Genomic DNA, 25,799 nt, shown 5'->3' on the forward strand with positions numbered 1-25,799 from the left:
AAAACATCCTAACTAATACATAGCGGCGAATTGTGTTTTTGCACAGCATTGGTGGCTTATTTCTAATTAATACGGTCTGTCCTATGGATCAAGTTTCTTTCGGAGGAGTAGGTACCAACTATGAAAAAAGGATTATTGGCATATCTTGTTACTATGGCGCTATTTTTCTCTTTAGTTCCTTCTAATGTATTAGCAGCAGAAAGAAAATTCGGAGATACGATTGCTAGTGCGAACGGACGTGTACTTGCAATCCAGAAAGATGGGAGTCTGTGGTATTGGGGAAAGGGCACATTTAATGATTCTAGAGGTGATCAATCTCCTCAACGAGCAAGCAAATCCAAATTAATGGATGATGTCATAGCCGTATATGGAAATTGGTGGAGTAGTTTTGCCATTAAATCAGATCACAGTCTATGGTCTATACAAAGTGATGAAAACGACCAAGGCGTTACAAAACCCATTAAAGTAATGGAGGGGGTTCGAGAAGCTACTGCTTCGTACAGTAAAGTGTTAGTACTGAAAACAGACGGAACCGTATGGGTGAAGCCTGCCTATGCAGACAACAAGAGTTTCAAACAAGTTATGTCTGGAGTAAAACAAATCAGTGCTAATCTTAATTGCTATTATGCTTTGAAAGAGGATGACTCACTCTGGGGATGGGGAGATAACTATTCTGGCGGATTAGGAATTAAGACGCAAGAGGTTGATATAATCGCACCAGTTAAAATAATGATGGATGTAAAAAGCGTTCACGGGATTGGCAGTAACGCATTTGCAATTAAGAAGGACAGCACCCTTTGGGGTTGGGGCAAGAATGAAGATGGTCTCCTATTTACAGGTAAAGGAGAGACGTGGGCGTTTAAGCCCTATGCTGATGGAAGTCAAAGTATAGTGAAGGCACAGTTTACACCTGTTAAGATTATGAGTGATGTTATAAAGGTCGATGGACGCAATCACATAGCTGTCATTAAAAAGGATCATAGTCTATGGACCTGGGGCGGTAATCAAGAAGGACAGTTAGGGGATGGCTCAACAGAGTCGCGTTATACACCTCAAAAAGTTCTTGATGATGTCATAGATATTACGGCAAAAGCGGCTTTTACGTTCGCATTAAAATCCGATGGCAACCTGATGGGCTCTGGATCTAATGGTGTGGGAGAATTAGCTCTTGACACATTCGATTACGATCCTCATCCTACACCTATTCAGATAATGGATAACGTCGCAATCCCTTATACGACGGCTTCCTTTCCGTCGGTTTGGGCCAAAGACGATGTATCTTTTGCGATTAAAAATAAACTATTACCTTTGTCGATGCAATCTGGATATGAGAAAAATATAACACGAGGAGAATTTATATCCTTAATTGTCCCATTAATAGAAACAACAACAGGCAAGGAATTAGATACAATCATGAATGAGAAAGGCTTGAAATTGGCAGAACCCTTTAATGATACAGACGACAATAACATTTTAAATATCGCTGCATTCGGTATAATTACCGGAGTTGGAGATGGTAGGTTTAATCCGAATGGTCTTATAACCAGAGAACAAGCGTCACTTATTTTAATGAAAACGTCAAAATTTATCGGAATAGACAGCGAGATTAGGGTAGATTCCAATAAATCCTTCACCGATCATAATCAAATTTCTGCTTGGGCGGAAGAATCAGTTTATTTTTGCACAACAAATGAAATCATGAAAGGCACAGGGAATAATAATTTTAGTCCAAAGGCCCATTATACAAGAGAGATGAGCGTAATTACAATCGTTCGATTGTACGGTCAAATTTCAGGTCAAGTTACCTAAACTGCATCGTGATACACGGTTATAACTGCACCTAGGGTGTGCTGAAGACTACCAAGGTCTAGAGTGGGGAGGCTTTCCGAAGGTGACATCAAAATCGTGACTACACCCGTAGATGTCTGTGTGGCGTGATCTTCGTACAGGGGTTCGCTGAGGTCTCTATTCTTCTGAATTTTAATTATGCTGCAATGAATATATATATTGAAGTTTCTTGGAGGCTTACAAGGCTCACTCAGAAAGAGGTCATCGTTACATTGAGGAAGTCGTTGTAATCGATACGTTTGCTGATTCATCAGAAGCCCTTCGCCGGTACAGTCAACTTCATCGGGAAGAGCCTAGTCGTGAATATTGCTTCTTTCACACCTCTCGATCGGAATTAGAAGCGAGGGAACGCTATGTTGGAATCAGAGGACCGGGCAGTACACCCGTAGAAGCAAGCGTGGTGTGGTTTTCGGATAGGACTTCAAATCCCCCAACAATCAATATGCAAATCCCGACCGCACAAGGTCGGTTTTTTTTCTGTCCAGTTGTCTAACTTTTACGATAAAGGGCTTCTAGGATTTTTCATATGGTAAAAGCCCGGTATACGCATGACTCTTGATAAATTGGTTAATAGTGGATCGGAGCTGAATTTGTTTATAAACGCCCTCTTCAATTGCGGTACTCTCTGCTTTGTGCGCAGAGCTAACAGATGGTAGTGGCCATTTTTATTTCTTTTAACTGTAATCCATTGAAGCTGTTCTTCAGGGTAGGGTTGAATTGATTCGAGAAGATGATGGTTATAAAAGATGGCGCAATGGCAGCCTTTGATATCCATGAAAATCTGCGTAACAGAAACGAAACCTATGATCTGCTTTTCAAAAATCAGTCTAGCGGGTTGAAACGCTGTTATGAAAATACATAGGACATAAAGCCATTGATTGCGATTGCGAGGGGATTTTACTTTGACAGAAAGCCTCGAATCCTGGTCGCTGGTCAGGGGCAAGGCGCAATTGAGGCCTGGATGAAGAAGTTGGGCTCAATCCGGAAAAAGCAAGCGCTATTCAAGCTGAGCAAAAAGCTCAAACATGGCTATCTTATATTAATATATTCGCGACAACTATCTTGACTAACACCGATCAGAAGTCCGTTCACATTACATTAAACTAAAATATATAATAATAAAAACAAAATGTAATAAAATAATGAGTTTTTAAAAAGGGTATAAGAAATATACTAGAGTATATATTCGTTCATAGATTTCATAAGGTGTTTACAAGCGGGATAAAGATGGAGATACGGCCGTGATTGGGATGGGAAGGGGGCTATCTAAATTATCATCTAGTTTTTGGTATTAAATATAAATAATTTTAATTGATTCAATTTACAGCAAAATATCCATAAAGTATAATTGATTCATAAGGAGGTGAACATGCGCTGTGAAGTCTATATCGAGGATAAGCCTTTTTTAAAAGCTCAAAAAGTAAGCGCTTTCTTTTTTGGTGCCCGGTTACATGTCCTGAAGCTTTTACACCGATGATTACCCGCATTTACCCACAAGCGGTACCCCTCACCAAGGAAACTGATTTGCATATTTAGTCACTATTTCTATTGCTCTGTTTGCAGCTTTAAAGGCTATCTGCCACCTTATTGCAAGCGCTATCATTTTAGCCGGAGGTGAAAATTCACAGTTCATCCGTACGTTCTCTAGGGTGCATACACATCATGCCGAGACAGAGGATCAATTATGAATATTTAATAAATCTAACCAAAGGAAAGGTGGATCCATGATGATGAAATTGAAAACTAAATTTAATGGCGGTAAGGCTCTCCGTGAAGGTATAAAGCAAATACTTGTAATAGCGCTGCTTGTGGTGGGGATTTTCCATGGCATGGCCCCGGGGGCGATCCAGGCTGCGGAAGCGCATCAGAATAATCCGTTTGTCGGAGCTACAGCGTACCTGAACCCGGATTATTCCGCCCTTGTCGATACATCCATCACGCTTACCAGTGACACGTCGCTAAAAGCAAAGATGGAAACGGTCAAATCTTATCCAACTGCAGTCTGGATTGACCGAATTGCCGCCATTAATGGCGGGGCGAACAATGCCGGACGCAAAAGTATCGAGGAGCATCTGGATGCTGCTCTGGCTCAAAAGAAAGTGGGTACTCCGATTACCGCTTCATTCGTCATTTACAATCTGCCGGGCCGGGACTGCCATGCGCTGGCGTCCAACGGTGAATTGCCACTGACGCAGGCCGCATTGCAGACGTACAAAACGGATTATATTGATGTCATCGCAGGTATTTTTGCCAAACCCAAGTATCAGGACATTCGCATCATTGCCATCATTGAACCGGACAGTTTGCCTAACCTGGTCACCAATCTCAATACACCAGCCTGTGCTCAAGCCAGTTCGACAGGCATCTATGAAGCTGGCGTGAAATATGCACTGGACAAGCTGCATGCCATTCCGAATGTGTACAACTACCTGGATATCGGTCACTCCGGCTGGCTCGGATGGGATAACAACCGGACAGCTACTATCTCGCTGTATACGAGCGTTGTCCAGGGGACAGCGGCTGGCCTGAATAGCGCAGACGGCTTCATTACCAACACGGCGAACAGCACTCCGCTGAATGAACCGAATCTGCCCAACCCGGATCTGAACATCGGAGGACAACCGATCAAGTCGTCCAAGTTTTATGAGTGGAATCCGTATTTTGACGAAACCGATTTTACGGCTGCATTGTATAGCGGGTTTGTGCAGGCAGGCTGGCCGGCCAGCATAGGCTTCCTGATTGATACCAGCCGCAATGGCTGGGGAGGGGTAAACCGTCCGACATCGGCTACAGGCAGTGATATTAACACCTACGTGAATTCCGGGCGTGTCGATCGCCGGGATCACCGGGGGAACTGGTGCAACAACAGTGGAGCAGGCATAGGTGAAGCACCTAAGGCAGCACCGGGACCTGCCCATCTGGATGCCTATGTGTGGGTCAAGCCTCCGGGTGAATCCGACGGTTCCAGTTCGGAAATTCCAAACAATGAGGGCAAGGGCTTCGACCGGATGTGTGATCCAACGTTTACAACTCGTGATGGTGTATTGACGGGGGCGCTTCCTAACGCTCCGGTATCTGGCCATTGGTTCCATGATCAATTCGTCATGCTGGTGCAAAACGCATTCCCTGTTCTTCCGGCCACCAATGGCGGCGGAACGACGGCTCCAGCAGCTCCGGCAGCACTGACTGCGATAGCAGGCAATGCACAGGTATCATTGAGCTGGACGGCTTCCGCAGGAGCAACGAGCTATAACGTGAAGCGGTCGCTGAGTGCGTCCGGACCGTTTACCACCGTTGCCGCCAATGTGAGCGGCACATCGTACACCAATACGGGTCTGACCAACGGGACGATCTACTATTATGTGGTCAGCGCCGTGAATACCGCAGGTGAAAGCGCGAATTCGGCTGTAAAAAATGCTGTGCCGGTAGCTGGAGCCATCGCTCCTGCTGCACCTACTGCATTGACGGCCACAGCAGGCAATGCACAGATCGGCCTATCCTGGACGGCTTCTGCAGGAGCGACCAGTTATAACGTGAAACGCGCGCTGAGCGCGTCCGGTCCATTCACTACCGTTGCTGCCAATGTGAGCGGCACTTCTTACACGAATATAGGTCTGACCAATGGTACAACCTATCACTATGTTGTGACTGCTGTGAACGCTGCGGGGGAAAGCGCCAATTCTGCCGCTGCTTCCGCAACTCCGCAAAGCGTGGTTGTTCCGACCAGCGATCTGGTCTTGCAATATCGTGCGGGAGATACCAATGCGACAGACAACCAGATCAAGCCGTATTTCAATATCAAAAACATTGGCAGCACGGCTGTAGATCTGAGTGATCTGAAAATCCGTTATTACTTCTCGAAGGAAGGCACCGCAGCTATGGACTCGGCCATTGACTGGGCTCAGGTTGGCGGTACCAACATCCTGCGCACGTTCACCGATACGTATGTAGAGCTCAGCTTCACTTCCGGAGCCAGCGCGATCCAGGCAGGTGGACAATCCGGGGATATCCAGCTCCGCATGTACAAAACGGACTGGACCAACTTTGACGAAACGAATGATTATTCCTACGATCCAACCAAAACATCCTATCAGGACTGGAACAAGGTGACCCTCTATAAAGGCGGCAGCCTAGTGTGGGGAATTGAGCCTTAAAGGACAGAAAAAGAAACTCCAGAGTTGATTGCCGAATCGGTCAGAGTTAAAGACGAGTAAGATGCTGTGCAGGCCATAGGAATGTATCTAGGCCGTGAACACGAAGTAAGGACGTATGCAGACGTTGGGGATTTTATTGTTTATTAGCTGATGAAGGATTTTTTGCAGGCACGTGTTGAAGAGCATTAGTATTAAGAATTAGCATCAGGGGATATATAAATGTCTAAATGGTTATAAGCAATTGCTGGAGAGGTAAGAAGTTTTTTATATACAACATGCTTCCAAGAATAAATGATTCCACCTATCTAAAATTCTGCTCAACACGCGGCGAGGAATTGTTGTTTTGCACAACCACGGTTCGCCTCCATACTACAAAAGGGGCTGTCCAGAAAGTCGGTGAAAGCTGACTACTGGACGCCCCGTTTTTATTAGATGCATGCCGAGGGATCGAAAAGCTGCTGCGAGAAAACATCCCCGCGATGTGGCTGGCCGAGATGCAGAAGCCGGACTTCCGTACCTTAAACGACTTCCGAGGCGTGCGCATGAAAGCATTCATGGATGAGTTGTTTGAAACGATGACCCACAAGCTCATTGCAGATCACTACATCACGATGGAGAGCTGCTTTCTCGACGGTACAAAGATCGAAGCCGATGCTAACAAATATTTGTTTGTGTGGAAAAAAATCCACGCTGCGCTTTGAGGAAAAGCTCAAGGTAAAGGTGCAGGAGACCCTTGCGCATATTCATACCCTCACGCAGCAAGAAGCTGGCGAATACGCCGCTACAGATCCAAATGAGCTTCCTGCAAAGCTTGAGGAAACAGCAGCTGTGCTGGAAGAAGCGGTGTTGAGTACTTTTATACCAAAATTGTTAATTCAATAGCAATCGGAGAAGCAGTCACTCAAAACTTTCAAGTTGAAATTGGAAATATGGATTATGGGTTGGAAATGCAAGGGATAATAGGTTTTAATTTTCTAAAACGAATTGGAGCAAAAATCGACGTTGATGCAATGAAAATAATAGTGGATTAGCCAGCGGGTAGTGGGATACGCTGTCTCGTCTCCGCCTGGGTGACATCAAAATCGTGACTACACCCATAGATGCCTGCGTGGCGTGATCTTCGGATAGAGTTCGACTCCCCTCGCCTCCGCCATGAAAACCCAGTCCGCATGAGGGCTGGGTTTTGTGTTGGAAAGGATTTTCGGAATAGAATCCGTATTTGTCTGAAGGCATGATATAATGAAGTATTCCGATCGATTAGGAACGAGAGAGGAAACTCGATATGAACAGATTTGAAGACTGGAATCTAAAAGTAAAAAAGACGTTTAATGCAACGAGCAACTTAGTTGTATTAACCGTTACGGAGGCAGGAGGATTAATGGGTCTCTCCAAAGATCAAATGAAGATCTTTGTGGATAAATATCACTTAACAAAAGTCCCAATCATGAGAAGTGCCCATAGATACCTGTTACTGAAGTGTGAAATAGACGAGATTGTAGCGAATAGGGCCGTTTAGTACAGGGCGCTCCCGCAGACGAAATCAAAACAATGATTACACCCATAGAAGCAGCAAGAGTGGCGAGATCTTCGGACAGGGGATCGACTCCCCTCGCCTCCATATTGCAAAATCCACAACCGATTACGGTTGTGGATTTTTAATTAATGCTGATTATTGAACAGGGGTTCCGTTCTAAGCAAATAGTTACCCCTTACCTCTGCAGCCCAATTGGCAAAGACCTCTCTCCATTGAACACTGTTAAAGAAATCGTCTACGGATTGGTTGTCGGAATCCCAAATTATCGGTGGCCTTAGGATTTGTGGAGGTGGAGGAGGTCCTTAAAGTACCGCGGACGGTGGGAAGCTCTCTTGCAATGCTTACGGGAGCAAGCTTTTTCATGGGAATTTGCTGAGCTTTAACCTTATTTTTAAAATTGCTCAATTTTTACATCTCCAATGCAAAAGAATCTGGGTTATATTCAACCCCAGTCTATGTGCATTAGCCATTAGCCCATTTGTGTTACTGGCATAGCCTTTACGATGAGAACCTATTTGTGTTTGCCAAGACACCATTCTGCAGATACTATTAACCTGATAGTAAACAAGGAGTGTGATCGTTAAGTGGAGGAGAGAGGAACTGTAGTCTCAATGTTGTCCTCGCAGACTGGAGATTCGACGCAGCAATCGAATGAAAATGTAGCGTTAATGTGCAAAGAAACCCCAACCCTATTAAATCAAATTGCAGAAGGCTTATTACATACCGACGTGAAAATTGCGGGAGATTGCGCAGAAGTTTTTACAAAGGTAGCAGAAACTCACCCTCACCTAGTTACGCCATATGCCAAGCAGCTACTCTCCTCGATTCATCACAAACATACACGGGTGAGATGGGAGTCCATGCATGCTGTTGCTCTCATAAGTTTTAGCATACCTAATCGAATTTTCGATGTACTTGAAGAAATACAAGAACGGATGTTTTTGGATCAAAGTACAATCGTAAAAGATTATTCTATCCTTTGCTTGGGGAATCTGGCATCCTGCGGTGAAGCGGAAGCCAAAATGATTCTGCCGATATTAAAGAAGGGACTCCTTCAATTAGAAGAGAAATTTCTATCTAAATTGTTAACGGCCATGATTGGAATCGCTAAGGTCTCCCCGAGTTTAGCGGCCGAAGTTTTGGTGTATGGATATGATTATGAAGTCCATCCCAAAAGCTCCGTTCAAAAGGCGGCGAAGAAGTTAGTAAAAGCAGCAAAATAGACCTCCGATTATGAGGCGTCATTTGCTTAAGCTATATAAGCTAATTAAAGGGTTTTAAAGCTAGAGATTGAATAATTTCTGCTTGGGAGAAAGGTTTTTTCCTGCCCAATTGTTTAACCCTTACCATAAAGGGGCTTCTAGGATTTTTCATATGGTAAAAGCCAGGTATGCGCATGACTCTGGATAGATTGGTTATCATGGGATCAGAGCTGAATTTTTTGGCTAAAGCTTTTTGAATAGGAACGAATTTGCTTACGGAGCCACCTTGGATAACCCAGTAGATGTGATATCCGTTTTTAGTTTCGACGATCATTGTATCCTTAATGTGAGTGTTAAACTTTTTTAAAAATGCATTCTTCAATTTAGCTACTCTCTGTTTTTTTCGCAGAGCCAACAGGTGGTATTGGCCTTTTTTATTTTTTTTAACCGTAATCGATTGAAGCTGTTCTGCTGGGTCGGATTGAATCGTTTCAATCATCTGTTTGACCTGTTCTTTGGTGTCTAAATGCACGGAAATCTTGTTTAGATCTACATCGATAAACTGTGCTCTGATTTTTTTGAAATCACTAGTCTTTGATTCTCGGTAATTGATCTCCATAAATACGGCATAACCTTTCTTATTTTGACTGAGAACATGTATGCGTTTATTCCTCTTGGTAAAGAGTGTGAATTGAGGAGTATGGCTTTCAAGTAGACTTAGCGGTTTATGAAGTGTCATGGCTGGGTGCTTGGAAGTGGAACTGTATTTTGTATTTTTGTTCTTATCGTCATGGACTAAAATGAAATTCAGTTGTTCGTTCTGCTCGCAGCCTAGTTTTTTTATAAAATAGCGTGCATGACTGGAGAACCTCTTCAAATTTCTCGAATATGTCGTTGAGCCTAAACGTTTTGCCATTGAACCCCATCTCCTTTAGAGCATGCGTCACACTTTCGATTCTTTTCTAAACAATCATATTCTGGAAAGAGGACACAAGTGTAAGGAGCAGTACCCATTTTTCAACATGTGATAGGCTAATCAAATAGTCAGGGCGTTTGCTAGGGCGACATCATAACCGTGAAGCGGATTAATCGCAAGGTAAACCTGATGTTTTTCAATATTATAAAAATAAGCTCTCAAGATAAAGAAATTGGGCGAGTGAGCGAAGTTTGCCAAAACAGAGAGAGGGGGAGAACGTATGGATTGGGAAGCCCACATCGAACGGTGGAGCCGGGCCTCTGTTAGACTGCTGGATGTTCAAAAGTATGGCGTGGAAAATGGAACTGTCCCTGAGCATTATATGGTGCATACCAGCTTTTTCGTAGTTACTACCCATGGAGAAGCAAGGGTGAACCTGTCGGGAACGGTCTATCGCACCCAACCCCTTCACATTTTGCACGGAGGAAAGGATGCGGAGCTGGATTTTAAGCCGCTAGGAAACGACTTTGCCTGCTATTTGCTTCTTTATAAAGCCGAGTGTGAATCGCCGGAGGATGGAGAGAGCTTCCATATGCCGTATGCATTCACTCCTTATGCGTCGCTGCCTCTGCAGGAAAAGTGCCAAACCATGCATTACTTATGGCAGCAGGCAACCCCGATGGACAAATTGCAGGCACAGTCGGTTTTTCTTCCATTTGTTTATGAGGTTATGCGGCAAATCCGCACACTGGCCATGGAAAACAGCAGGCCGAACTTGGTAACCGAAGCGATTCACTATATTCAAGAGCATTACAGGGAGGCAATTACCGCCGAGGAATTGGCCGGGATTTACAGCTGCAGCGCGAGCTACTTGTCTCGCTTGTTCAAAAACCAGATTGGAGCCGGCCCGATTGAATATCTGATTCATGTACGCATTCATAAATCAAAGCAGCTTTTGCTGAAATCGGAGGCACGTATCCAGGAAATAGCTAGCAGCGTTGGCTATGCGGATGTCTATTATTTTAGCCGCTTATTCAAGAAGCATACGGGCTGCTCTCCGCTTCAATTTCGGGAGGACAATCGGCGGGCTGTTCAGAATAATCCATTACGTCTGTTAAAATCGTCTATTGTAACCCCAAAGCTTGTTTCCCATAATGAGAATGAGATTTGTTATCAATGCAATGGGGAAGGGGACACATCCATGTTTAGATTTTCAAGACCCGCGTTCGGAGCAATGCTGCTATTATGCACAGCCTTGCTGCTGAATGCTTGTCAGACAGGCAGCAATACAGGCAGTAATACAGGCAGCAATACAGGGGCAGCGGAATCCCAGCCTGCTTCAGCGGGTGCCGCTACAGAAAGCGCAGCTGCAGAAACACGCATTTACGAGCATTTGAAGGGCAAAACAGAAATTCCTCTGAAGCCTCAACGGGTGGTCAGCCTCTTTCATTTGGGTGAGCTGATGGCAATTGGGGTAAAGCCGGTAGGGGCAACCACCTACATTTTGAATAATTCGTTATTAAATGATACTTCCGGTATTGAAGATGTTGGAGTTCCGCCTGATGCGGAGAAGATTCTTTCGCTTGAGCCTGACCTGATTGTTACAACGGCACCGTTTGCAGAGGCAGTAGATGGCGGGTACGAAGCACTGAGCCAGATCGCGCCAACCATTGTTGTGGAACAATATAACGATCCGATTAAGGATGTCGAAATGTTTGGCGATATTCTCGGCAAGCAAGAGGAAGCCAAGCAATGGAATGAAGCATTTGCGACAAAAATAGCTGATTACAAGGAGAAGATTACCCCGTTTATTGGAGCGGATGAAACCTTCTCGATTTTAAATGTGCGTCCCGATGCCGTCCTTGTTTACGGAGATACGAATATGGGAGGCAATATTCTTTACAAGTACTTGGGTTTGAAGCCAACCGAAAAAGTAAAAACAGACGTTATTAATGGCGATACGTGGGAAATATCTACCGAGGTCATTCCTGATTTCATAGGTGATCGACTATTGTTAGCTGTAAATGAAGGGGCAGAGGAAGAACTGAAGAAGGTGGAGAAGCTTATTCAAAATTCCCCAGCAGGGAAAGCAGGAAAGATCTACAATATTGATTTCAATCAGTTTCTTTTCAGTGATCCGATTTCAGTAGAAAAACAGTTGGACATCATTGTTAACTTGCTTGAAAGCAACAAATAAATGTAGATATAAACGAGCTAGTGCATCTCGATTTTGCCTCAACGGGAGCCGACAAGAACAGGGTTTAGATGAGGTGCTGGGCATGATTTTTTAGGAAAACTTCAATACCTGCCCAACCTAAAGCAAATAGTGACTCTTTTCTGTGGAGAGTCACTATTTGCTTTTTGTCATGGTGATCTTCATATGATCATCTTCTATTGATTGAAATTTGTAGGAATATGTCATTTTAAAGCTTGACAGTAAAGAGGAAATAAAAGTAATTTTATATAGAAATCCATGGAATAGGTATTCTGGTTAGAGAGGACGAAGTCGAAATGGTTGCTAATTGGTGGTTGGCTCTTATTATTATGGTTGTGTTTAATGGAATTGTAGCTTGGACTTTATTTACAGGACAAGAGCCCGTAAGCCGAAGAGCCAAAAAGTGGCTGTTTATCGTTGCAAATGGTATTGCGCTTGTGCTTGCTGTCTCCCAATTTTTTTGGATGGATTTTTAGAATAGCCACTAACCAGTGAATGGGTTAATGGCTTTTAATTATTTTTTTAATAGAGGGCAGCTAGATTACCCCAAGAATCACAACTATTACGAGCCTTAAATTCAATCTCAACGGTAATAATATGCTTAATAGGATGGTGATCCTCCCTAATAGGGGCCTAAAAGCTAGAACGCAAATACTCCTGATTTTAACTAATAGTTTATATTTTTCTTACTTCTTCATATCATACGTTAATAAATTCGGGATGCAATAAACCACTAATTTCTATATGAAAAATGTGCAAATATTTAGTGTGTTTTTATTTACAAATTTATACTAAAATTGATTTTGGTTGTTTCTTAAAATGGTTAAACATTCAAAAACAATTAAGTATCTACCATGAATGTTAAATTAGTATACAAAACGCATCGTTAAAGAGTGGGTTTATACCATCGAGAGTGCATTTAATGATGTGCTAATATACTTGATGTAACCAAGTAAACTCTAGTACTCCTCAAATTTTTATGAAAAGTGTTCAGCTGTACCTAATAATGAAAGCGCCTATTTTTCTGTATTTTATGGAGCAATAGATTAACGTTCTTGTCTAAGACCAATATAATCACAGAGTTCAATTTTTCTTCTAACATAAACTAAATTGAAAGGATTAGGGAAATATGAGAAAGGTTCATGAGTGGCTTGAACTTTCTGCAGAGAAATGGCCAAATAAGATAGCAATCATTACCAAAGACAGAGAAATAACATTTTCTAAACTCTTAGCAGAAGCACGGCGCTTCACGAGTGCCTGTATTAGTTCAGGATTAAGTCCAGGTGACAGAGTAATCATCGCAACTGCAAATCGTTTAGAGGCTATCGTATCGATTTTTGGTGTGCTAAAGGCTGGAGGGGTAATTGTATGTGCTAATTCAAGCATGCCAGATTCTAAAATATTGGATTTGCTAAATGATTGCACTCCAAATATGGTGGTCTCAGAGAGCCCGTTGTCTATAAATTTAGTACCTTTTGTAAAGCTTAATATTTTCATAAACAGTTCTGAAAATCAAGATAGAGAAAAAAATGATTGTTACGTCTCATATAATGAATGGTTGGAGGGTGAAGATCATTATGTAATGGAAACAGAGCGTGATTCATCTATAGCTGCTTTAATCTATACATCGGGTAGTACAGGCAAAGCTAAAGGCATTATTAGTTCGCATGAGAATATTATTTTTTCGACTAATGCTATTAACGAATTTCTAGGAAACTCATTCAATGATCGAATTTTGAGTTATCTTCCTTTATCTTTTGATTATGGTTTGTATCAAGTTTTTTTGACAGTATCGACTGGAGCAACTCTTTATCTGAGAGATTCTAAAATGTTTGCTGCTGAAATTACCAAGCTTATGACAAGGGAATTGATTACGGGCTTTCCAGGTCTGAGAAGTCTGTTTACATTCATCAGTGATAAGGGGAGCGTTTTTCCAAATTTAAGATATATTACAAATACAGGAGATAACCTGCCAAATCAATTAGTGACTAATCTCAAGGGCTGTTTTCCTAATGCAAATATTCATTTAATGTATGGACTTTCAGAATGTAAAAGGGTTTCTATTCTCCCGGTAGGCGATTTGTCAAAAAAGATAGATTCGGTAGGTATTCCTTTGGCAGGAACTACGGTCAAGGTTATGGACGATCAGTTTAAAGAATGCGAATCCTATCGGGAGGGTGAGCTTTTTATTCAGGGCCCTAATGTTTGCCAAGGATATTGGAGAATGCCATTAAAAAGCGATGACACTTTTATTGATATTAAGAACGAGCGATTCCTAAGAACGGGGGATATATTTTATAAGGATAATGAAGGTTATCTTTATTATGTTGGCAGGAAAGACAGTATGTTTAAGTCAAATGGGTATAGAATTGAACCGTTCGAGATTGAGAGCGCTGTATCGCACAACTTTCCTGAAGTGAATGATTGTGTTGCAGTAGGGATACCTGACAGATTACTAGGTAGAAAAATTGCTCTGTTTATTATATTCAAAGAACGATATTTAGAAATAGATCAGACTGTTAAACAGATAAAAATGATTCTTTCCAACTGTTTAGAATCTTGGAAGGTGCCGAAGATATTTGTCGTAGGAACTGCTATGCCACTTACGCTGTCAGGAAAGCTTGATAGGAAAAAAATCATTGAACTTATTGAAAATAAAATGGAGGTTGTTATTTATGACTAATCAATTGGCTCAGGAAAAGGAAGTTTTTCAGTTGATTTTGGATACGGTAGTTGAGCTAAAGAAAATACCGGCTGACAAAGTAGGAATGGAAGCGTATTTATTCGCTGATTTAGGATTCGATTCATTATCGTTTATCGAATTTGTAGTTATATTGGAAACTGCCTTTGACATGGAGTTTGAGGAGCTTGTAGCAAATGCCACCGATATATCGGTGCAACATCTCATTCAATATATTCAATCTAAATCTATTGGAGAATGAATATGACGATTGAACAGATATACATTGAATGTGATGATTCAGCATTATGCGTTTTAATGACTGCCCCCGACTTGGAGGAGGCGAAAAAAGAATGTGTACTTTTTTTACATGGATTTACATCAACCAAGTCTGAAAAAGAATTCATGTTTACTAAAATGGCTCGTAATTTTACAGAGAAGCATCATTTTCTTAGTGTTCAGTTCGATTATTCAGGTCATGGGGATAGTACTGGTGAAATTGGCGAATTAACCTTATCTAAAATGGTTACTGAGGCCTTACACGTATTGGATTGGGTTAATAAAAATAAGGACATCCGGAAGGTTCATCTGATAGGGACTGGTATCGGTAACTTTTTAGCTCCACTGGTTTATAAACAAACATCTAAAAAAATGAATGTGGCTACAATAACCATGCTTGATCCTGTACATAGTTTTAATGGATTCTCATCAGCATTTGGATTAGAAATGGATAAGGGACGCTGCTTTGTCTATATAGATGAATTTCTAGGTTGCGTGTATGAGAAGACGAATGGGCTGTTTGGAGACATAAGGAAATTCGAAAATAAAAAGCTGCATGAACGATTAGTTCAATTAGGGGCTATTCTTTTTGAAAATATTGTTGAGGAAATTAATACGGATTTTATTATGGAAGTAGATTCTCTTTCGTTGTTGCAAGAGCTTGAGAATATTTCTATACCCGTGCATATTTTGGCAGGGAAAAGCTCCATGATACAACAACCAATGTCTAATGAAGATATAAGAATAACATTATTTGATAACATTGATGGCCTGCTTTACGAGCATCCAAAATGGCAGCAAGAAGCAATTAACGCTATCTCTGAGTTTTTTAGAAAGGAGAGCCTATGAGATCAGGTAATGCAACGGATTATAAAGAGCAGAGAGAACAACTCTTTGAAGTTCAAGTGAATGATGAGCTCGGAAATGTAGTACGTGGAGTGATTCATACTCCAATAAATTCAGATTCATCGATCGTGATTCTATACTGTGGTGGACTTAATGCCGAGAGAACAGACATCAACCGAATAGGCGTGAAATTCGGCAGATATGCAGCTCGTAATGGAGTAAGCGTTGTTCGTTTTGATTATCGCGGTCTCGGTATTTCAGATGGGAACTCATGGGACATTACAATCTCAAGTAAAATACTCGATATTGAAAACGTGATGAAATATATTTTGGATATGTTTGGACATAACAAGCAGTTGGTTTTATTAGGCTTTAGTGATGGGGCGCGCAATATTTTAGATATTGCATTAAGAAATGAATGTGTTAACGGACTTATATTTTGGAACCCGACGCTAGTCTACAATAAAATAAGTGGGGGTAGTAATAAGCCCATAATTGACAGGGAAATTGGGAAAATTTTGTGGACAGTGGGCGGTATATACTTAAGTTCTGCTTTCTATAAAGATGTGCAAGAAAAAGAGCTGAACATACACGAAAAATGGCTGAAATACGAAGATAAAGTACTAATGGTTTGGGGGGGCGATGATTCTCAGACACTAGAAACCAAAAGGCTTATGCAAAGTCATAAAACCGCATCATTTGATGTAGAAGAATACACAATTATGGAAGCCCGCCACTTATTTGCAAACAGAAAACATGCCGAAGAGCTCTTCTCTAAGACCCTATCCTGGATCAAGCGAGGGATTGAGGATTGATGAAAAATATTTTAGTCATTGCGGCACATCCAGATGACATCGAACCACAAATGGGCGGAACTATATTGAGGCATATTGAAGAAAGTGAAAGAGTTATTATTATTCAGGTAACATCTCCAGTTTGGAACAACTCGGAGGATATTAGAAAGCAAGAAGCCTTACAAGCAGCTCAAATATTGGGCGCAGAAATTATATTTATGGATTTTAACAATACCTTCTTAACTGTCTCCAGAGATTTAATTAATAAACTAGATGAATTTATTATGGAGTATGAACCATATCGAATTTATACTTGCTGGGGACATGACTCTCATCAAGAGCACGAGGCTGTTTCAAAATCCGTTATTGCGGTCAGTAGAAAAAACAGCTTTGATCTTATTTTTTTTGAGCCTATCATTCCTTGCGGGATAACAAATCATGTTTTTAAACCAAATCTCTTTATTGATGTCTCAAATTATATTAATAAAAAAGAAGAAAGTATACGAGCACATAAAACACAGTTAGCCAAATTCGGGGAAGGCTGGATTGAGGCGATAAATGGGCGGACCCGCAGTAACGGTTTTAGAATTAATACGACGCATGCTGAGGCATTTGAAATTATTAAGTTGATTAAATATTAAGATTGGAGATTATTAATTCAGATGCGAATCTTGATGATTGGTGCAGGGGCCTCAGGCTGGTTTTGCACAACTAGTTTATTAGAGAAGGGTTATAATGTGTGCGGAATTATATCGATCGATACATCGTTAATCTCGACAAAGGCTACATTTAAGTCCTATGAAGATATTTCAATGAAGTATAGCATTCCGATAATCAAGGTTGTAGATATAAATGAACCATCCATTTTGAAGCAAATTGAAGCCATAAAACCTGATTTGATTGTTGAAATGGGCTGGTCACAAATTATTGGTGGAGCTTTATTGAAAATACCACGCCTGGGTGCAATCGGCACACACATTTCACCCTTGCCCTATTCACGGGGGCACTCTCCGATCAACTGGGCTATCATTCGGGGGGAGGAGAGCTGGGCGAACACTTTATATTTTCTGGAAGAAAGAGTTGATTCCGGAGATATTATATGTCAGGAAAATTTTTTAATACAGGATAGGGATGATGCAAGGACGATCTATAATACAGCTACAAAGTTAGGGATAGAGATGGTTCTTGATGCACTACCAAAGATTAAGAGCGGCCTTGTTAATAGAATTAAGCAAGAAATAATAGAAGAGGCACCGCTTCCAAAAAGAAAACCGTCTGATGGGTTAGTCCATTGGAATGAAGATGAAACAACAATATTTAATTTGGTTCGGGCACTTGTCAAACCATTTCCCGGAGCCTTTACTTACTTGGATCAGAAGCGGATATATCTATGGAAAGTTTCAAAGATTCAAAATGAAGACTACTCGGATGCTCAAATAAAGCCGGGGCTAATCATGAGTGTAATAAAGGGGAAAGGGGTTATCGTTTCTACTGGGCATAAGCCATTATTGGTAGAACGGATAAGTGTAGAAGAAGATTTGGATATTTGGGCAGATCACTACTTTAGTGAACATGATGTCGGAAAAATATTTACAGCATAATAGGAGGAGGAGTCTAATGTCAGTTCCATCCTTTGCCTGGTTTTGTCCAAGTCATGGTCCGGGAGGTAATGGTCAACCTTATACCCTTACAGTTGAAGATGTTGTTAAATCAGCAGAAATAGCTGAAAAAAATGGATTTGATGCGATTTTAACACCTGCAGATTCAAACTGTCTGGATCCTTGGATAGTTGCGACTTATATGATACAAGCGACCAAGAGAATTCAGCCTATTATTGCATTGAGAACAGGGTACATCGAACCTGTCTATGCGGCAAGAATGATTTCAACGTTGGCACATTTAAGTAATGGACGAGTACAGCTTAATATTGTAACTGGAGGATCCCCTATTGAGTTGGCGAAAGAAGGCTGCTTTTTAAACCATAAAGAACGGTATGAGCGTACTCAAGAATTTATGGACGTTTTTACCCATCTATTGCGAACTAACGGACCTTATAGTTTTAATGGAACCTACTATCAAACAGAGAATTCTACTCTGTATCCTCCAAATCACATACAAATAAAAATGTACGTAGCAGGCTCCTCTTCCAATGCTAAAGAGGTTGCAAGTAATTTCAAAACGGCATATTTGCTTTTTGCTGAATCAGTTGAGGCGATTAAAAAGCATAATAGTTATTTTGTAGAAAAAAACAGTATGAATAAAGACGTATCGTGCGCCTTGAGATTAAATGTAATCGTTAGAAAAAATAGATCAGAAGCTGTTGAACTTGCCGAGAGGTACTTAGCAAAATTCACTAAATCAAAAAGGGTTCTAGAATTGATAGGAAAACAGACAGATTCTATAGGTCAGAAAATAATGTTACATAATGCAAGTACCGGTCAGGTGCAGGATTCCTGTTTATGGACCTCGTTTATTTCAGGGCGTACTGGAAGTGTGCCTACACTAGTCGGATCTACCCAGGAAGTAATTGACACTTTGGAAAAATATAGAGAAGCGGGTATTGAGGATTTTATACTTGCAAGCATTAACCATGATATCGAAGCGTCTTATGTAGGTGATGAATTGCTAAGCCATTATAAATAATCGCTATTTTGAAGGTTAATGCGGCACCCTCCGTATTATATACGTTCGAATGACTGAGGGGGAGGAAATAAATAATGGTTAATAAATATTTAGGCAATATTCTGGAGAAAATAACTAACCGACAAGCGCGTGTTGCTATAATTGGCCTGGGTTATGTTGGACTACCCTTAGCTATGCTTGCAGCCGAACTGGGCTACCGTGTGTACGGAATAGATACGGATCAAAATAAGTTGAATTCTTTGGAAAATGAAATTTCCTATTTAGATGATTTGTCAGATCAAGATATTCATTGTGCTGTATCAAAATACAATCTTGAGTTTGGTAGCGATTACTCACAACTTAAATCCATAGATATTATATGTATTTGTTTGCCGACGCCTATTACCCGTGAGTATTCGCCCGATTTATCATATATTCAGGGCTCTTTAACTTCAATAGAGAAATATGTTCGACAAGGTACGCTTATTTGCCTGGAAAGCTCTACTTATCCAGGAACAACGAGGGAATTAATGGTGAAGCGATTTGAAGATTTGGGATTCACGATAGGTTCTGATCTCTTCCTTTGCTATTCACCAGAGCGTATAGATCCGGGAAATAGAGAATATCAAACCAGAAATATAACGAAGTTAATCGGTGGAATTACCCCGAACTGCAGTCTTGTGGCCAAACACTTTTATTCAGATGTAGTAGATAATACCTATGTTGTTAGTTCTCCTGAAATTGCTGAGTTATCAAAGCTATTAGAGAACAGTTTTCGGGCTGTAAATATTGCACTTGTTAATGAGTTTGCTATAATAGCTGGCGATCTTGGGATCAATATATGGGAGACAATAGATGCATCTTCTACTAAACCATTTGGCTATATGCCATTTTATCCAGGACCGGGAGTAGGGGGGCATTGTATTCCAGTTGATCCGTGGTATCTTCTATGGGCAGCTAATCAGAACAAAAAAAATATACCAACGCTTGTGTCTGCAATGCATACAAATGAGAATATGTATGTTCATATTCTAAAATTAATTCAGGAAGGATTGAAATCAAGGGGTAAGCAGATTAAAGAAAGCCAGATACTACTAATTGGCATGAGCTACAAAGCAAATGTATCAGATGTTAGAGAATCGCCTTCTTTAAAAATTTTTTCCAAACTAGAAGAAATTGCCCATTCTGTAGTTTATTATGATCCACTTGTGCCAAATGTAATTATAGATGGGGTGAAAATTCATTCAATAAGCATAGAACAATTTGAGTCTAGTAACAGTGATTGTGTAGTTATTCTCACTATACATGATTGTATTGATTACAATCCAATATTGAATAAAGACATATTGGTTATAGACACAAGAAATCACTTGAAAAAAAGAAGCGATAATATTGTTACACTAGGTGCCCCTATCTATTATAACTATAAATCTGATACAACTGTGCAGGTTCCCTGAGATTGAAATGTTTTAAGAATGGATAGGAGTGATGATAGTGGAGATTGTTCAAAGGGTAAATGAAAAAGTAAAAGGTTTGCTTGGAATTGCTGAAGCAGAAATTAGCTTCGATCAAAATCTACAAGAATGGGGGATGGATTCCATGAAATCTATTCAGTTGATTGTAGAACTGGAATCCATGTTTTCAATCGTCATTGACGATGAGGACCTGATATTTGAAAAGTTCAATACTATCAACAAAATAGTCGCAATTGTAGAAAAATTAAATTAATAATGCTTTTTACTGGAGGGAAGTATGTCTAATCTTACTAACGGCTATGACGATATTGCAGCTTTTTATAACAAACACTGGGGCAACATATTTAGCAGACGTATTACGCAAGTATTGAAAAAAGTGGTATTTGCAGATCTTCCTTCGAATGCGGCAGTACTGGATTTATGTTGCGGGACTGGGCAAATAGCAAGTTATTTAACTAGACAAGGCTTTCAGGTCACAGGAGTAGATATTTCAGAAAAAATGATTGAATATGCAAAAAAAAATGCCCCCAGAAGCACATTTATTGTCGAAGATATTATTAATTACTGTGCAATTGATAGCTTTGAGGCTGTAACATGTACCTTTGATAGTTTGAACCATATACAAGAACTGAATGATTTAAGAAGCATCTTTCGTAATGTGATATTATCCTTGAAGAATAATGGCACATTTGTCTTCGATATGACTACTGAAGAGGGGCTCTTACGTCGATTAAAAAACAGCAAGCCTATGGTTGAGGCTGGCTACGTGTATTTTGATCAATCCTATTATAATGTTGAAACTAAAAGGGGAGCTCAGAAATTTATTCTTTTTGTTAAGAATGAAAATACCTGGGAACGCATCGACACTAGTAAAGAATTAAGATGCTACGCCGAGATTGAAATTATTGCCGCATTAAGAGATGAGGGGTTTATTGATATTTCATCCTATGATCTGTTGCATGACTTCAAAATGGCTGGTGAAGAAGGCAGAAGGCTATTTATATGCAAGAAAATGTGAGTATATAGAGGATGAATTTTAATAAAAAAGGGGGGATAACTACGAGCACCTTTTTCTTTTTTAATATAGCTGCCTATGGACATGTGAATGTTACTCTTCCTATAGCAAGAGAGCTATTAGAGCGCGGTCATCATGTAAGATATTATAACTATGAAAAATTCAGAAATGTAATTAGCAATACGGGTATCCCCTTTTTTTCACTAGAAGATTTGGTGGTTAGAGGCTCGATTTCTTTAGTGAAGGATTATAAATCATCATCCGAATTATTGAGAAGAGCTGTTAAAGCAATGCGTCTTTTAAACGATAATGGGATGAATAAAGAGAGCATTTTAGCAACTCTTGTGAAATCGTTCGAATATTCAAAAGCATTAGAGTTATCGCTAACAGTATTTGATGCTATAGAACTTATTGAGCCAATACGTTCTTTATTGATGAGCGAGAAGCCAGATTGTATTTTTGTTGATAGTACAATGCCTGGACCGAGAATTGCTGCGGAGTCAGCAGGGATTCCAGTAATTTCTTCTGTCATTACGATGGTTTCTGAAGATGAGAGGGCCAGGTTTTTTAGCCCTACTGACTTCCATATGGAGGAATTGTCAGGCATATTAAATCGATTATTAAATAAAGTCAGGACCAACTATGGCCTGGATGAAGGATCAGATGATGAGTTATTTGCAATTTCAAATGATAAAGCAATCGTGTATTCTTCTCCTGATCTTGATATCAATGGATTCGTAGAAACGAATAATGTGATTTATATAGGGGCATCATTCGATGATTCACAATCCAATGATGATAAATATCCTGTTAACAAGATAAAAGGATTTAACGGACCTAAAATATATGTTTCCCTAGGGACCGTATTTAAAAATGTGGATTTTTTCGCTAAGTTAATAAAATTATTTGGAAGCACCCCCATAATGATTATCATGAGCATTGGTAAAAGTAAGTTGCTCAATTCCATACAAATACCTAAGCACTTTATTGTCGAGGAGTACCTTCCGCAAATTGAAGTAATTAAGCTTGTTGATGCAGTTATTTGTCATGGGGGGATGAGTACAACTTTAGAATCTCTTTACTATGGTAAGCCATTGCTGGTATTTCCTCATATTAACGATACACCATTATGGGCAGCTAGGGTTAAAGCCTCTGGGAGTGGAATTGTGAGGAATATGGATAAAATTAGTGATAAAGAGCTTAATGATAGCATAGCCCTACTTTTAGAAAATAAAGTCATGAAGGAAGCCGCACAAAAAGTAAGTATTTCTTTAAAGCGAGGTGGCTTTAAAAAGGCTGCTGATATATTCGAAACATTGACTAAAGATAATATAAATAATGGTTCTGAAGAGAGGATAAATTAAATGAAAATTTTAATTACTGGAGGGGCTGGTTTTATAGGAGGGGCTCTAGCCCGAAAATATTTAAAACTTGGTCATGAGGTTTATGTTTTAGACAATTATTCTACTGGCAATAAACAGAATGTTCACTGTATAAAAAATGGTGTCTTGCACCTAATAGAAGAGGATTTGCTTCATTCAAAAAGTCTCGAAGAAATCATACCGGTAGTTGATATCGTATATCACTTGGCAGCTTACGTAGGAATTAAGAAAATTTTGAGTAACCCTCATGAACTGATTCATTTTAATGTAAATACAACAGAACGGATATTAAATCTTTGTCGAGTTTATAAAAAAAAGATATTTTTAGCATCAACTTCTGAAGTGTATGGAAAATTAACGAAAATTCCATTTGAAGAAAATGATGATTGTCATATAGGATCACCACTTAAGCTGAGATGGAGCTATGCTGCCTCCAAAATTATTAATGAGATGACAGCCTTATCTATGGCTGAAAAAGATAATTTACAGGTTGTTATAGGGAGATTTTGTAATATAATTGGGCCTGGACAAATTGGTGATTATGGGATGGTCGTTCCTCGTTTTTTGAATTGGGCAAGAAAAGGAGAACCTCTACTGATACATGGTGATGGTCACCAAATTAGAACTTTTACGGATATTGATGAAGCGACGGATGCGGTAATAGATTTAATGTCTCAGGAACAGGCTGTGGGAGAAATCGTAAACATTGCCGGGAGCAATCCAATATCAATAAGAGAGTTAGCGGAGTTAATAATCCGTATGACAGCGTCCAAATCATCCATACAGTTTAATCATACTGAGTATAAGAGTGGCTTTGAAGACATAAGGATTCGTATCCCTTCTAATAATAAACTACGTAGTATGATCGGTTGGGTACCGAATATGCCAACGGAAAAAATTATAGAAAAAATGATATGACTATTAGGGCCTGGGAGGTTTTCACTTGCTAAACAATATTACTATTCTGCAGCCCAGAAAAACGTTTTTCAGTTGTGTTGAATTTGCAATTTCGGCATTTATTGAATCAAAGGATCTTCCTTACCAATGGCTTGTGTCTGATAGTTGGGGATTTGTTTACAATAGAAAATTTAGTATTTCTACCACATCTAACACTTTAGGAACACCATTTTGGATTAATCTATTAGAAATATATCATATTAAAAAAAAAGATTATGACAAACAATTGATTTCAGAGGAATTAATAAAGCATGTCGTTGGCGATGGTCAGTATTTGTTTGCATGCGGTGATACTAGAGAAATACCGTGGATTCCAGAGTATAGAAGGAGTGACAGGCCTAATTATTTTTCGATTACTGCGTATAACTCTATATCAGATGAGGTTTATGTAGTAGCATGGCTGCCTGTTTATTATTCTGGCTGGGTTCCGATAAAAAAAATAATAGATGCTTGTATAACAGAGAAAATTTTAGATTCGGACATTAAAGTAAATAGTTTTGAATTATCCATGCCAATGGTCGAACAATTTCCTTCATTGAAAGAACAATTTCTTAAATGTAACTGTCAGATTATAGGAGAAAAACGAACAGGAATACAGGGAATGCGACAATTTCATTCAGACTTAAAAGAACTAGAGCTTATAAACTTAGAGGATATTTCTAGCATGATGCATGAGGTTATAAATGTCCGAGAGTCATTTCTGGAGTTTTTGTTTTATCAAAAGCTTAAATTAGAATCAAAAATATTTGATCCGATGATAGATAAAGTTAACGAGATCAACTTATTGTGGATTAATTTTCGTAATAAACTTATTAAAAGTAAATTAACTGGAGTTTTTAATCTAAAATGGCATGAAAGTCAGTTGGAATTAATAATAACAAACGAAGAAAAGCTGGCTGATCTGATCTCATGTGCCAGCAAATATAAGTTTATAAAATAAAGATCCTTTAAAGGAGGATAAAATATGATTAGTATAATTATACCTGTGTATAATGCAAATGAATCATTGCGACTTACATTGAAAGGATTTTCCGAGCAATCGAATTTTCCAGTAGAATACGAGATTTATGTAGTTGACGACGGTTCAAACCCAAAAGCAGATACAGTTGTAAATGAATATAGACCATTATTGAATATAATATACATCTATCAAAAAAACAGGGGAAGATCACAGGCCAGAAATGCCGCAAGGCCATCCATTAAAGGAGATATTGTAGTTTTTAATGATGCAGACAGAATCCCTGGCCCTAATTTTTTAATGGAGCATTTCACTTTTCATCAGCAGAATAAAAAGCAACTGTGCATTGGAACGGCAAAGGAAATATACTTCACAAATATTGGTGAAAAGAATAATCAGATTATGGAAGTGGTTAGGAATGATTCGAGAAGTGCAAAAATAATTCCAGTGCATAAAGTGATTTACGGGATCTTTAATGAAAATGGCTTTACAGATTGTCAAATTCCTTGGATTGCGACTTTAAGCGGTAATATGTCTTTAACTAAAGAGTTATTAGACCAAGTCAACTGGTTTGATGAGGAGTTTACTGACTGGGGTTTTGAACATTTTGAATTAGGTTATCGGTTACATAAACAAGGCGTCATTTTTAAAAATAACAAGAAAGCAATCAATTATCATTTAGCCCACTCCAGGGAGCAAGGTTCGTTATTTGAGGCGATGGATAGAAGCTTTAACTATTTTTGTCAAAAGCATAAAACTCCAGAGGTATCCTCTTTGATGGAATTAATGCGAGGAGAAATATCTATTCAAGAATTAGATTCAATAGCTAATTACGGAAATAGCTCATCATTTTCAAATAGTAAACCAGAGCCTCTGTTTCTTAAAATCAATAACTAACCTGCAAGAATGAAAAAGAATCGGT

Annotated in this window: 23 protein-coding genes; 22 read left to right on the forward strand and 1 reads right to left on the reverse strand. The window is 39.7% G+C overall.

Translation table 11 applies throughout. The annotated features are described in order from the left end of the window. Window positions 1-120: 120 nt before the first annotated feature. The 6 genes from AC6B99_RS16090 to AC6B99_RS16115 all read left to right on the forward strand — a co-directional run bounded on the left by AC6B99_RS16090 (window position 121) and on the right by AC6B99_RS16115 (window position 8,759). Window positions 121-1,809: an S-layer homology domain-containing protein gene (locus tag AC6B99_RS16090; RefSeq protein WP_056032458.1), complete on the forward strand. Its 1,689-nt coding sequence runs from the start codon at window positions 121-123 to the stop codon at window positions 1,807-1,809. Window positions 1,810-3,575: 1,766 nt separating this feature from the next. Continuing rightward, window positions 3,576-6,002 (forward strand): glycoside hydrolase family 6 protein, encoded by a 2,427-nt coding sequence (locus AC6B99_RS16095; RefSeq protein WP_496663715.1) that lies wholly within the window; start codon window positions 3,576-3,578, stop codon window positions 6,000-6,002. A 479-nt stretch (window positions 6,003-6,481) separates the two neighbouring features. Further along, entirely contained in the window at window positions 6,482-6,703 is a 222-nt protein-coding gene (locus AC6B99_RS16100) for a transposase (RefSeq protein ID WP_496663716.1), read from the forward strand. Then, window positions 6,654-6,884, forward strand: a complete 231-nt coding sequence (locus AC6B99_RS16105; protein ID WP_496663717.1) for a hypothetical protein — start codon at window positions 6,654-6,656, stop codon at window positions 6,882-6,884. Before AC6B99_RS16100 ends, AC6B99_RS16105 begins: the two co-directional genes overlap by 50 nt. A 400-nt stretch (window positions 6,885-7,284) precedes the next feature. After that, complete coding sequence (locus AC6B99_RS16110) at window positions 7,285-7,518, forward strand: DNA-binding protein (RefSeq protein WP_430161399.1); 234 nt, start codon at window positions 7,285-7,287, stop codon at window positions 7,516-7,518. Between the two features lie 602 nt (window positions 7,519-8,120). Continuing rightward, window positions 8,121-8,759, forward strand: a complete 639-nt coding sequence (locus AC6B99_RS16115; RefSeq protein WP_155972897.1) for a hypothetical protein — start codon at window positions 8,121-8,123, stop codon at window positions 8,757-8,759. 40 nt (window positions 8,760-8,799) lie between these two features. On the opposite strand, the gene AC6B99_RS16120 is transcribed toward AC6B99_RS16115, so the two are convergent. Further along, complete coding sequence (locus AC6B99_RS16120) at window positions 8,800-9,654, reverse strand: DNA-primase RepB domain-containing protein (RefSeq protein WP_496663718.1); 855 nt, start codon at window positions 9,652-9,654, stop codon at window positions 8,800-8,802. A gap of 280 nt (window positions 9,655-9,934) precedes the next feature. Between AC6B99_RS16120 and AC6B99_RS16125 the strand changes: the two genes are divergently transcribed. From AC6B99_RS16125 to AC6B99_RS16200, 16 genes are all read left to right on the forward strand, one after another. After that, window positions 9,935-11,851, forward strand: a complete 1,917-nt coding sequence (locus AC6B99_RS16125; RefSeq protein WP_496663719.1) for a helix-turn-helix domain-containing protein — start codon at window positions 9,935-9,937, stop codon at window positions 11,849-11,851. A gap of 314 nt (window positions 11,852-12,165) precedes the next feature. Next, window positions 12,166-12,345, forward strand: a complete 180-nt coding sequence (locus AC6B99_RS16130; protein ID WP_496663720.1) for a hypothetical protein — start codon at window positions 12,166-12,168, stop codon at window positions 12,343-12,345. Between the two features lie 653 nt (window positions 12,346-12,998). Next, the gene (locus AC6B99_RS16135) at window positions 12,999-14,552 is read left to right on the forward strand and encodes a class I adenylate-forming enzyme family protein (RefSeq protein ID WP_496663721.1); all 1,554 of its coding nucleotides are present in this window, start codon (window positions 12,999-13,001) and stop codon (window positions 14,550-14,552) included. Then, the gene (locus AC6B99_RS16140) at window positions 14,545-14,811 is read left to right on the forward strand and encodes an acyl carrier protein (RefSeq protein WP_496663722.1); all 267 of its coding nucleotides are present in this window, start codon (window positions 14,545-14,547) and stop codon (window positions 14,809-14,811) included. Before AC6B99_RS16135 ends, AC6B99_RS16140 begins: the two co-directional genes overlap by 8 nt. 2 nt (window positions 14,812-14,813) lie before the next feature. Continuing rightward, window positions 14,814-15,677 (forward strand): hypothetical protein, encoded by an 864-nt coding sequence (locus AC6B99_RS16145; protein WP_496663723.1) that lies wholly within the window; start codon window positions 14,814-14,816, stop codon window positions 15,675-15,677. Then, window positions 15,674-16,489, forward strand: coding sequence for an alpha/beta hydrolase (locus tag AC6B99_RS16150; protein ID WP_496663724.1), 816 nt, complete (start codon window positions 15,674-15,676; stop codon window positions 16,487-16,489). The genes AC6B99_RS16145 and AC6B99_RS16150 overlap by 4 nt, the downstream gene beginning before the upstream one ends. After that, complete coding sequence (locus tag AC6B99_RS16155) at window positions 16,489-17,109, forward strand: PIG-L deacetylase family protein (protein ID WP_496663725.1); 621 nt, start codon at window positions 16,489-16,491, stop codon at window positions 17,107-17,109. Before AC6B99_RS16150 ends, AC6B99_RS16155 begins: the two co-directional genes overlap by 1 nt. 33 nt (window positions 17,110-17,142) lie before the next feature. Next, window positions 17,143-18,069 (forward strand): methionyl-tRNA formyltransferase, encoded by a 927-nt coding sequence (locus AC6B99_RS16160; RefSeq protein WP_496663726.1) that lies wholly within the window; start codon window positions 17,143-17,145, stop codon window positions 18,067-18,069. Between the two features lie 16 nt (window positions 18,070-18,085). Further along, the gene (locus AC6B99_RS16165; RefSeq protein WP_496663727.1) at window positions 18,086-19,111 is read left to right on the forward strand and encodes an LLM class flavin-dependent oxidoreductase; all 1,026 of its coding nucleotides are present in this window, start codon (window positions 18,086-18,088) and stop codon (window positions 19,109-19,111) included. Window positions 19,112-19,185: 74 nt separating this feature from the next. After that, window positions 19,186-20,547, forward strand: coding sequence for a nucleotide sugar dehydrogenase (locus AC6B99_RS16170; protein ID WP_496663728.1), 1,362 nt, complete (start codon window positions 19,186-19,188; stop codon window positions 20,545-20,547). Window positions 20,548-20,584: 37 nt separating this feature from the next. Further along, entirely contained in the window at window positions 20,585-20,818 is a 234-nt protein-coding gene (locus tag AC6B99_RS16175) for an acyl carrier protein (protein WP_496663729.1), read from the forward strand. Between the two features lie 24 nt (window positions 20,819-20,842). Then, on the forward strand, window positions 20,843-21,583 hold the full coding sequence (locus tag AC6B99_RS16180) for a class I SAM-dependent DNA methyltransferase (protein ID WP_496663730.1): 741 nt from the start codon (window positions 20,843-20,845) through the stop codon (window positions 21,581-21,583). Between the two features lie 11 nt (window positions 21,584-21,594). Further along, the gene (locus AC6B99_RS16185) at window positions 21,595-22,944 is read left to right on the forward strand and encodes a glycosyltransferase (protein ID WP_496663731.1); all 1,350 of its coding nucleotides are present in this window, start codon (window positions 21,595-21,597) and stop codon (window positions 22,942-22,944) included. Continuing rightward, window positions 22,945-23,880: an NAD-dependent epimerase/dehydratase family protein gene (locus AC6B99_RS16190; protein WP_496663732.1), complete on the forward strand. Its 936-nt coding sequence runs from the start codon at window positions 22,945-22,947 to the stop codon at window positions 23,878-23,880. It abuts the gene before it with no gap. Between the two features lie 25 nt (window positions 23,881-23,905). Next, entirely contained in the window at window positions 23,906-24,859 is a 954-nt protein-coding gene (locus AC6B99_RS16195) for a hypothetical protein (protein WP_496663733.1), read from the forward strand. 24 nt (window positions 24,860-24,883) lie between these two features. After that, a complete protein-coding gene (locus tag AC6B99_RS16200) occupies window positions 24,884-25,774 on the forward strand; it encodes a glycosyltransferase (RefSeq protein WP_496663734.1) in 891 nt (296 codons plus the stop codon). The last annotated feature ends 25 nt before the right edge of the window (window positions 25,775-25,799 follow it).

The organism is Paenibacillus liaoningensis, from assembly GCF_059609455.1.

What these genes read in the sequence shown, in the direction of transcription:
- AC6B99_RS16095 (WP_496663715.1), top strand. Translation starts at nt 3,576, where the DNA reads ATGATGAAATTGAAAACTAAATTTAATGGCGGTAAGGCTCTCCGTGAA.
- AC6B99_RS16145 (WP_496663723.1), top strand. Translation starts at nt 14,814, where the DNA reads ATGACGATTGAACAGATATACATTGAATGTGATGATTCAGCATTATGC.
- AC6B99_RS16140 (WP_496663722.1), top strand. Translation starts at nt 14,545, where the DNA reads ATGACTAATCAATTGGCTCAGGAAAAGGAAGTTTTTCAGTTGATTTTG.
- AC6B99_RS16130 (WP_496663720.1), top strand. Translation starts at nt 12,166, where the DNA reads ATGGTTGCTAATTGGTGGTTGGCTCTTATTATTATGGTTGTGTTTAAT.
- AC6B99_RS16105 (WP_496663717.1), top strand. Translation starts at nt 6,654, where the DNA reads ATGCTAACAAATATTTGTTTGTGTGGAAAAAAATCCACGCTGCGCTTT.
- AC6B99_RS16185 (WP_496663731.1), top strand. Translation starts at nt 21,595, where the DNA reads ATGAATTTTAATAAAAAAGGGGGGATAACTACGAGCACCTTTTTCTTT.
- AC6B99_RS16155 (WP_496663725.1), top strand. Translation starts at nt 16,489, where the DNA reads ATGAAAAATATTTTAGTCATTGCGGCACATCCAGATGACATCGAACCA.
- AC6B99_RS16100 (WP_496663716.1), top strand. Translation starts at nt 6,482, where the DNA reads ATGTGGCTGGCCGAGATGCAGAAGCCGGACTTCCGTACCTTAAACGAC.
- AC6B99_RS16120 (WP_496663718.1), bottom strand. Translation starts at nt 9,654, where the DNA reads ATGGCAAAACGTTTAGGCTCAACGACATATTCGAGAAATTTGAAGAGG.
- AC6B99_RS16135 (WP_496663721.1), top strand. Translation starts at nt 12,999, where the DNA reads ATGAGAAAGGTTCATGAGTGGCTTGAACTTTCTGCAGAGAAATGGCCA.
- AC6B99_RS16110 (WP_430161399.1), top strand. Translation starts at nt 7,285, where the DNA reads ATGAACAGATTTGAAGACTGGAATCTAAAAGTAAAAAAGACGTTTAAT.
- AC6B99_RS16190 (WP_496663732.1), top strand. Translation starts at nt 22,945, where the DNA reads ATGAAAATTTTAATTACTGGAGGGGCTGGTTTTATAGGAGGGGCTCTA.
- AC6B99_RS16165 (WP_496663727.1), top strand. Translation starts at nt 18,086, where the DNA reads ATGTCAGTTCCATCCTTTGCCTGGTTTTGTCCAAGTCATGGTCCGGGA.
- AC6B99_RS16200 (WP_496663734.1), top strand. Translation starts at nt 24,884, where the DNA reads ATGATTAGTATAATTATACCTGTGTATAATGCAAATGAATCATTGCGA.
- AC6B99_RS16160 (WP_496663726.1), top strand. Translation starts at nt 17,143, where the DNA reads ATGATTGGTGCAGGGGCCTCAGGCTGGTTTTGCACAACTAGTTTATTA.
- AC6B99_RS16090 (WP_056032458.1), top strand. Translation starts at nt 121, where the DNA reads ATGAAAAAAGGATTATTGGCATATCTTGTTACTATGGCGCTATTTTTC.
- AC6B99_RS16125 (WP_496663719.1), top strand. Translation starts at nt 9,935, where the DNA reads ATGGATTGGGAAGCCCACATCGAACGGTGGAGCCGGGCCTCTGTTAGA.
- AC6B99_RS16180 (WP_496663730.1), top strand. Translation starts at nt 20,843, where the DNA reads ATGTCTAATCTTACTAACGGCTATGACGATATTGCAGCTTTTTATAAC.
- AC6B99_RS16150 (WP_496663724.1), top strand. Translation starts at nt 15,674, where the DNA reads ATGAGATCAGGTAATGCAACGGATTATAAAGAGCAGAGAGAACAACTC.
- AC6B99_RS16170 (WP_496663728.1), top strand. Translation starts at nt 19,186, where the DNA reads ATGGTTAATAAATATTTAGGCAATATTCTGGAGAAAATAACTAACCGA.